Annotated in this window: 1 protein-coding gene and 1 pseudogene; both read left to right on the top strand. The window is 65.8% G+C overall.

Going from position 1 to position 2,847, the window contains the following annotated elements; genetic code table 11:
- The coding region (locus A3736_RS00975; RefSeq protein WP_067678077.1) for a CoA ester lyase at positions 1 to 846 on the top strand (846 nt) is incomplete at its 5' end.
- Positions 847 to 901: 55 nt separating this feature from the next.
- Positions 902 to 2,847: pseudogene (locus tag A3736_RS00970) on the top strand (DPP IV N-terminal domain-containing protein); the annotation flags it as partial.

The raw sequence follows: 2,847 nt of genomic DNA, 5'->3' as shown, positions 1-2,847 counted from the left end.
TTCGCGCCGGGCGACAGCGCCCGCAAGATGGAAAAGGCCGCAGGTGGCCCGGCAGATATCGTCATCCTCGATCTCGAGGATGCGGTGGCCACCGCCAACAAGCCCGAAGCGCGGCGCATGGTCGCCGAATTTCTCCGCGCGAACGAACAGGACCGCGCGCGCCTGTGGGTGCGAATCAATCCGCTGGACGGGGACTGGACGCGCGAGGATCTCGACGCGGTGATGCCTGCACGCCCCGGCGGGATCGTCCTGCCCAAGGCGGAAGGGCGCCATCACGTCGAACAGCTGGATGCCTTGCTGTCCGAGCGCGAGCAGGCAAGCGATATCGAGCCTGGATCGACGCCTGTCATGGCGCTCGTCACCGAAACGGCGGCAGCCATGTTCACGACCGGCGAGTATCGCGGTGCACCGCGGCTGACGGGCATGAGCTGGGGGGCGGAGGATCTCTCGGATTCGCTCGGCGCGGCAGACAGCATGAACGATGATGGCAGCTATCGTCCGGTCTTCGAGCTGGCGCGCTCGCTGTGTCTCTTGGGAGCCGCAGCGGCGGGCGTGACCCCGATCGAGACGATCATGGGCGATTTCCGCGATCTCGAAGGCCTCGAGAAACGCGCGCGGATGGTCAAGCGCGACGGGTATCGCGGAATGCTCGCGATCCATCCCGCACAGGTCGAGGTGATCAACCGCGCCTTCGCACCCAGCGAGGAAGAAATCGCCGAAGCGCGCGAGATCGTGCAATTGTTCGCGGACAATCCCGGCGCGGGCACGATCGGCTGGCGCAAGGGGATGCTCGATCGCCCGCACCTGAGCCGGGCAAAACAGGCGTTGGCGCAGATCGACGAGTGACTTTGCATCTCCTGCGGGTGCGCCTAGACCGGCGGCGACCCCAGGGGAGAGAGACATGAAAACCACCGTCGCCACCGTCCTTGCCAGCCTGTTCGTAGCGCAAGCCGCCTTCGCCCAATCGCAGCAGCCGACGCCTTCGCCCAATCCGGTCGAGGAGCAGGAGGTCGACGCTTCGCAGAATGACGAGGAACTGCCGGCGCAGGGTACCGGCGAAGCGGTGGAGGCGGCGCCTGCGGTTCCGCAGGCCACGCCCGGCGCGGGCGAAGAGAAATGGGACATCACCAACCCGCGCGGTGCCACCATCCGCCAGGTCCCGATCCGCACCGACGAAGGCACCTGGATCGATGTCGATGTCTCGCCCGATGGGCGCACGCTCGCCTTCGCGCTTCTCGGCGATATCTACACCATGCCGATTACGGGCGGCACGCCCACCCGGATCGCCGAAGGGCTGGCCTGGGAAATCCAGCCGCGCTTCTCGCCCGATGGCAGCCGGATCGCCTTCACCTCGGACAGGAACGGCGCGGACAATATCTGGGTGATGAATGCGGACGGGTCGGACAAACGGCGCGTTACGCTGGAGAATTTCCGCCTCCTCAACCAGCCGACCTGGAGCCCGGACGGGCGCTACATCGCGGCGAAGAAGCATTTCACCACCGAACGCTCGGCGGGTACGGGCGAGGTTTGGCTCTATCACATCTCGGGCGGCGGTGGCGTCGCTCTGGTCGAGCGCGCGAGCGAGTCCTTGCAGAAGGAATTGGGCGAGCCGGTCTACGCCCCCGATGGCAGCGCGATCTACTACACCCGCAATGTCAGCCCCGGCGCGATCTTCCAGTATGCGCAGGATTCGCAGCAGAGCCTGTTCGAAATCGAGAAATACGATCTGGCGACGGGCGAGGTGACCACGGCGGTGTCCGGCTATGGCGGATCGGTCCGCCCGCAGCCGTCGCCGGATGGCAAATACCTCTCCTTCGTGCGCCGCGATCGCGATCAGTCGCAGCTCTGGGTCAAGGATCTCTCGAGCGGGGAGGAGCGGATGATCTACGATTCGCTCGACCTCGATTTGCAGGAGACCTGGGCGGTCTATGGCGTCTATCCGGGGATGGACTGGACGCCCGACAGCCGCGAAATCGTGTTCTGGGCGGGCGGCAAGCTGCGCCGCGTCCCGGCCATGGGAGGCGAAGCGCGGGTGATCTCCTTCGCGATCGACGATACGCGCAGCGTGGCCGATGCGCCCCATCCTGTGATCCCGGTCGCGCCCGACAGTTTCGAGACCAAGATCCCGAAATTCGCCGCACTTTCGCCCGATGGTCGCCGGATCGTGTTCGAAAGCCTCGGCAAGCTCTACGTGAAGAATGCCGCCGGGGGCGAAGCGCGGCGGCTGACCGATGATGGGGAGGCGATCGAGGCCTGGCCCGCATGGTCGCGCGATGGCGAACGCATCGCCTATGTCCGCTGGACGGATCAGGGGCTCGGCCAGATCGTCACTCTGGACGCGAACGGCCGCAACCAGCGCACCGTCACCGAAATGCGCGGTCATTACGCCGTGCCGCAATTTTCGCCAGACGGGCGCACCATCGTGTTCGAAAAGCGCGAGGGCGGATATCTGACCGCGCCGGAATTTTCGGAGAATCCGGGCGTCTATCGCGTTTCCGCCACTGGCGGCACGCCGCAGCTGGTCTCGCGCGGGAACAGCGTGCCCCAATTCGGCGCGGCGAACGACCGCATTTTCATGATGGGGCGCGAGGGCGGCAATCTGCAATTGCTGTCCACCGACCTGAATGGCGAGGCCAAGCGCGTCCACGCCCAAGGCGATCTCGCCAACGATTTCCGCGTCTCGCCGACGGGCGAGCATGTCGCGTTCAAGCAGAATTACGAAGTCTTCGTCGTCCCCATCCTGCCGGGCGGCCAGGCAGTGACGGTGGGCGAAAAGGCAAGCTCGCTGCCCGTGGTCAAGGCCAGCAAGGGCGGGGCGGACTATATCGGGTGGGCCGATAACGGATC

The organism is Erythrobacter sp. HI0063, assembly GCF_001635685.1.
In the GTDB taxonomy this organism is placed as follows: Bacteria; Pseudomonadota; Alphaproteobacteria; order Sphingomonadales; family Sphingomonadaceae; genus Qipengyuania.
This window is presented reverse-complemented; position numbering and strand designations above follow the sequence as displayed.